This is a genomic window from Paracoccus fontiphilus (genome assembly GCF_017356265.1).
Lineage (GTDB): Bacteria > Pseudomonadota > Alphaproteobacteria > Rhodobacterales > Rhodobacteraceae > Paracoccus > Paracoccus fontiphilus.
Genome location: NZ_JAFNAW010000136.1, coordinates 1 through 4,978 on the forward strand (window position 1 = coordinate 1; position 4,978 = coordinate 4,978).

Sequence of the window (4,978 nt, forward strand, 5' to 3'; positions counted from 1 at the left end):
CCCCCAAGGAACCGGGGGGTAACAGAACCGCCCAGAGGGCGGAGAGGGGGAGGATCAAGGGCGGCTTGCCGCCCGGCATTCCTCCCGGCATATGACGCTAGGACGCGCGAGCGTCCTGGCGGAATGCCGGGAGGATCAGGAGGATACCTTGCCAGATCAATGGATGACCTACGCTGACGCTGCCGCAAAGCTCGGTATCAAGATTGCATCTGTGAAACGGCAGGCTCGATCGAAGGCTTGGCCCCGCCGAACGATGAACGATGGAACAGTGCAGGTGTCGATACCCGAGGATCGTCTATCGGCAATCCCCACGGACCATCCGCCCCCGGAGAGAGGGGCGGATCAATGGGCGGATGAGATGGCGGCACTTTCCGCCCGCGCTGCCGCCGCAGAGATGCGAGCAGATATGGCTGAGCGCAGGGCCACAGAAATAGCATCAGATCGCGATGCTTGGCGTGCTCAAGCTGAACGCCTGGCGTCAGAACGACAGTCCGACCTCATCATCCGCCCGAGCCTCCTCGAGCGATTGCTCGACCGGCTCGGGCGTCGGAGCTGATAGCTCTTCCGCAGGCTTGATCCGCATACGTGGTCGCGCCGCATCCTCGATCAGGTTCAGAGCATCCTGAAGCTTGGACGGCACCTCCAGGCCCAAACGGCGGCCAATCCAGCCCAGGACGCGGCTAAGGACGCCTTGCGCGGCTTGGAGCTGCTCGCGATCCTCGTCCAGCTCGTCCTGCAAGTCTGCAAGCTGCGTGGCGCGGCTATCCAGGTTCTTGCTCCGCTGATCCAGCTCCTCTTCGCGCTGCACGACTCTCTGAGTGCGCTGCACAAGTGCATCCGCTCGCTGTTCAATCTCCCTAGCCTGCCGCGTGAGCTTGCGAGCATCCCACCGCCGCTGAACATCAATCAGCCGGGTCCGCTCCTGCTTGCCAGTCTCGATCAGTGAATTGCACTTGGCTTCCGCCTCAATCAGCTGAGCCTGAACAATGCGCTCCTGCTCATTCAAGCGGACCTCGCGAGATGCCAGCTGCCGCTCTCTCTTGTTCAGGTCAGCAGCGCGATCACGAAGCTCCGCCGCCTGTTCGCGCACCCATTTGCCTGTCGTCTTGGGCTGCGCTTTTTCGCCCGTAGCCTCACCCACGAAATCACGCCCGTAGCCAAGCCCCAGCGGCTGCATGGCGGCGTGATAGGACTTCCGGGCATCGCGTCGGACGAAAGGCTTTGACCAATAGGCAGAGCTCGCGCGACCGGCGGCACGAGTGACCGTCTGCGCCGCGATACGCTTCCTCTCTTCGAACTCCTCTGGTGTCTCGCCACGCTTGCGACGCCCAGGAGCACGAGCAGTCTTTGGGTAGGTCGGGATCACGAGAACGTGGATGTGTGGGGTGTCCTCATCGAGGTGGAGTGAGGCGTGGACCAGATCATCGCCATATTCCTGGCGCAGCCATGTCATCGTCCGCTCGAGCCAGTCATCCAGAACCGCTTGGTCCCACTGTCCAGGCTGCAGCTCAGCGCCACGGCGAAAAAGCTCAGGGGAGGCGGAAAGGACCATCTGGACATAAGGACGCTCGGCCTGCTTGGCTGGCGGGCGGACGCCTGATGCCCATGTCTGTGCTACCGCTTCTGTCTGAGTCCGTGGGCCATGGAGAACCTGGTTGAGGTGAGTCCGCAGAGGGTCGATGGCAGAGGTGCCGTCGGGGGTGCGGTGCAGCTCGTGCTCGGTGAGAGCGCGAATTTCCGATGCGCCGACATAGCGGACGGTCATGACGATATCAGGACCGATGCGACCGTGTGCCATGATGATGAACTCCTCGACTGTCAGGAAGAGGATAGCAGAGAGAGTTGAAACTCTCTCTGCTCATATGGAGACTTTTTGGGGCCCTACCCAAATAAGTCACCATCTTCGCCCTGCCGGGGGCTCCTCCGCCTCTCGCGCGCGCGAGGCTGCGCGGGCCATGCCCTTGCCATTCGGGGCTGCTGCTAGGGCTGACGCCCTGGCGCGGCCCCTGCTCGGATCACCATCCGATCATTCGACGGGATCGGCCTCCTCCGCAGCGAGCTTAGCTTCGAGCTCCCGGACCCTGTCAGCCAGTTCAGCAGACTGCGTCACCGCCGCATCGCGCTCGATAGCCATCGCATCCCTCTCAGCCCGCATCGCCGTCTCCGCCTCCTGGGCAGCTTCCAGATCGACGGAGGCACGCTCCAGCCGCTCGGAGAACTGCGACCGGGTGGCGGCATGCTCAGCGCGCTCTTTGACCAGATCAGCGCGAGCGGTGCCAAGATCCGCCTGCACGGACTCCAAGCGCTCGACCTTGGCAGTAAGCTGCCCCCGCACCTCAGCGAGTTCCTCGCGCACCCCCGCAAGCTCCGACCTGACCTCGTCACGAGCCGACCGCATGTCCGCCTCGCGCGCGACCGCGTCATCTGCTCGCTGGCGAGCCGTCGCAGCCTCCGCCGTCCTGGCATCAACACGCTCGATCAGACGCGCGGTCTCTGTCTCCAAGCGAGCGATGGTCCGGCCCATCTCGTCACGCTCAGCCTCGACCGCGGCCAACTGCACAGCCAGTTCCTCGGCTGCATCCCGCGCGCCATCGCGTTCCCTCTCGGCCCCTGCCAGGAGGTCAAGCATCTCGGCCTGCACCTGGGCCGTCTCCGCCCGCGCCGTGACCAGCTCGCGGCGCAGGGCCTCGTGACCCGCAGTCGCCTCGACCATGGCGGCCTTCCAGAGCTGCGAAGCCAACCGCTCGGCCGAGGCCGCCAGAGCGTCGGGGACTTCGACTTCGGCCAGTTCCTGAGTTTCTCGCTGAGTTTCCCGCCACGCCTGGAGCAAAGGCACCAACGTGGACATACTCCCGGAACCGATTTCGGACAGGACAGACTTGTTCGTGACAGGCTCCCCGCGCGTGATCAGCGCCTCCGCAGCGGCAGCTACGGTTTCCGGGGTAATGGTGGACTTACGGGCCATGGTGGCTCCTTACTGTAATTTTGTAATGTATCGTAGCGTGCTACAGGTTACATTACATTACAGTATGGAGAGCAGGCTGTGAATCCTGATTTTCCGGTTATCCACATTCCTGTCCGTGCGGCTTCGCAGCCTCGGAGCCACCCACTCCGCAGATGTCATGTCTCCCGACTCGTCAGGAGAGGCCACATCGACGACCTCATCCTCGCCTTCGCGCGCGATCCGCCTCTCTTCAGCGACGATCTCGTCGTCAGTGGGCCCCAGCGTTGCACGAGCATTGACTCGAGTTGCGATATCCTCTTGCCCACGACCAATCTCCTCCTCGGCGCTCTCGGTGAGAGAGAGACGACGCCGCCGCGCCCACATCCAAGCGTCAGTCATGGGAACCTCGCGACTCGCTGAGCCAAAACCCTGAATCCGGACTGGAGCAGGAGGATCATCCTCCTGCTCTTCGGGGAACAGCTCCGAGAAACGAGCGGCGAGCGCCGTCCATCCTTCGGAGACGTAGAGCTGCGACTTGTGCTTCATCACACAGGCGATCTCCCACCAGACCGCCGCCGCTTGGTTCCTGTCATCCTGCGACCGGGCCGCCCAAGACTCGCGCAGCAGCCGCATGGGCGGCATACCAGCCCCATCCTTGGCATGGCCCTTCGTGAGCTCCTCAGCCGTCCCCCACTTGGCCATGTAATTGCCGACAGCCTCGGCGCCGGACACATGAAATGCGTGCTCCCAGGCGGCAGGGCTAGTCCCATCTCCACCGGTCCGGTCGAGCTGACGCATGTATGCCGGCTGCACCGACCGGGCCAGCTCCTCGGCCTCCTCCTGGCTGTCAGCTCGGACAGCCAGGACGACATGGAAATGGGGGTGGAACCCACCCGCCTCGCTCCAGGTCCACTCCAGGACCCAAGAAAAGCCTTCAACCCGCTGCATCATGCGGGTCCACACCTTCAGCCTCTTCACGCGAGAAAAGGCCGTCGCGATCCGCGCATAGACATCAGCCGCAGCCTCCTCTCGGGCGTGCCTTGTCGTGAGCGTCATCATCACGAGCCGGAAACCCAAACGCCGAGCGACTGCAATGCCGTCATTCAGGGTGCTGCGCATGGTCTCCATCTTGGAGAAACCACAGTCAGGGCAGAGGAAGCCCAAGCCACACCGCTGGACGCCGGTGAAATACCCGTTAGGCACGGCTGTGCCGCCCTGGCTCTTACGGCTGCCAACCCACTGCTCCGTCTCGGCCCCGCGGATTTGGGTCATGCCACAGAGTCCGACCTTGCCCGATGGCAAGGCATCGACTCGGTCCCAAATTGCGTCGAACAGATCACGGTCATCTTGGGGGCATCGACCAGCTTCAACGAGCGCGTCTTGCTCCTTCAGCGCCGCCGCTTTTGCTGCTGCGATGTGGTGCAGCGCGATGCCTGCGGCACGGCGCTTGTCGGTCTCGCGCAGACGGCGGAGACGGTGAAAAGACTGGCTGTCAGGCTGGCTCTTATTCTGTAAGGTAGACGAAGGGTGAAAAGGTTGCCTCTTATTGCCAAGAGCGCCTTCGGCGCCGGGCTACGCCCTGGCCCTGACGGGCCTGCACAGGGGTCTTCGACGTATCGCGATCATGTGCTGTTTGTTTAGTGCAGTCGCACATTCCCGCCCCATCGCGGGGCGCGGCACAGATCTTGCCTGTTGGCAGAGATATGCATATCATGACCCTCGGTCGTCGGGCTTTATGCCCGATGTTGCAGTTGGGGCCCGTTTGCGGTGGCCTGAGAAACGACCGCAGACATGCCCGATGACCGCCTAGCACCAGTCCAAAAACAGACTTTCCGCATCAGCACGAGCAGGATGTTAATCTGCGCCCCGTCAGGGCGTCAAGGATGTATTTTTGGCTAAGTGATTGGCAGGAAATAATTTTTCACAAATTATGGGTAGTGAGATTGATCCGGTGGTGACAACAAGCCGTCCGTTCAGCCTCTCCACGCCCAGAAAGCCGGTCAGCGCCTACGGCGCAGCCCAACTTTCTGTCCC

At 62.8% G+C, this 4,978-nt stretch carries 4 protein-coding genes; 1 reads left to right on the top strand and 3 read right to left on the bottom strand.

The window, feature by feature from the left end; genetic code table 11:
• Positions 1-478: 478 nt before the first annotated feature.
• The 3 genes from J0F76_RS20265 to J0F76_RS20275 form a co-directional block, all read right to left on the bottom strand.
• Entirely contained in the window at positions 479-1,798 is a 1,320-nt protein-coding gene (locus J0F76_RS20265) for a plasmid recombination protein (protein WP_207472239.1), read from the bottom strand.
• A 228-nt stretch (positions 1,799-2,026) separates the two neighbouring features.
• On the bottom strand, positions 2,027-2,965 hold the full coding sequence (locus tag J0F76_RS20270; protein WP_207472242.1) for a DNA-binding protein: 939 nt from the start codon (positions 2,963-2,965) through the stop codon (positions 2,027-2,029).
• A gap of 57 nt (positions 2,966-3,022) precedes the next feature.
• Positions 3,023-4,216, bottom strand: a complete 1,194-nt coding sequence (locus tag J0F76_RS20275) for a protein rep (protein ID WP_207472244.1) — start codon at positions 4,214-4,216, stop codon at positions 3,023-3,025.
• On the opposite strand from J0F76_RS20275, the gene J0F76_RS20280 reads away from it, so the two are divergent.
• Entirely contained in the window at positions 4,208-4,459 is a 252-nt protein-coding gene (locus tag J0F76_RS20280) for a hypothetical protein (protein WP_207472246.1), read from the top strand. The genes J0F76_RS20275 and J0F76_RS20280 overlap by 9 nt on opposite strands.
• Positions 4,460-4,978 lie beyond the last annotated feature (519 nt).

Coding starts and splice junctions, on each gene's coding strand:
- J0F76_RS20270 (WP_207472242.1), bottom strand. CDS start 2,965: ATGGCCCGTAAGTCCACCATTACCCCGGAAACCGTAGCTGCCGCTGCG.
- J0F76_RS20265 (WP_207472239.1), bottom strand. CDS start 1,798: ATGGCACACGGTCGCATCGGTCCTGATATCGTCATGACCGTCCGCTAT.
- J0F76_RS20275 (WP_207472244.1), bottom strand. CDS start 4,216: ATGACCCAAATCCGCGGGGCCGAGACGGAGCAGTGGGTTGGCAGCCGT.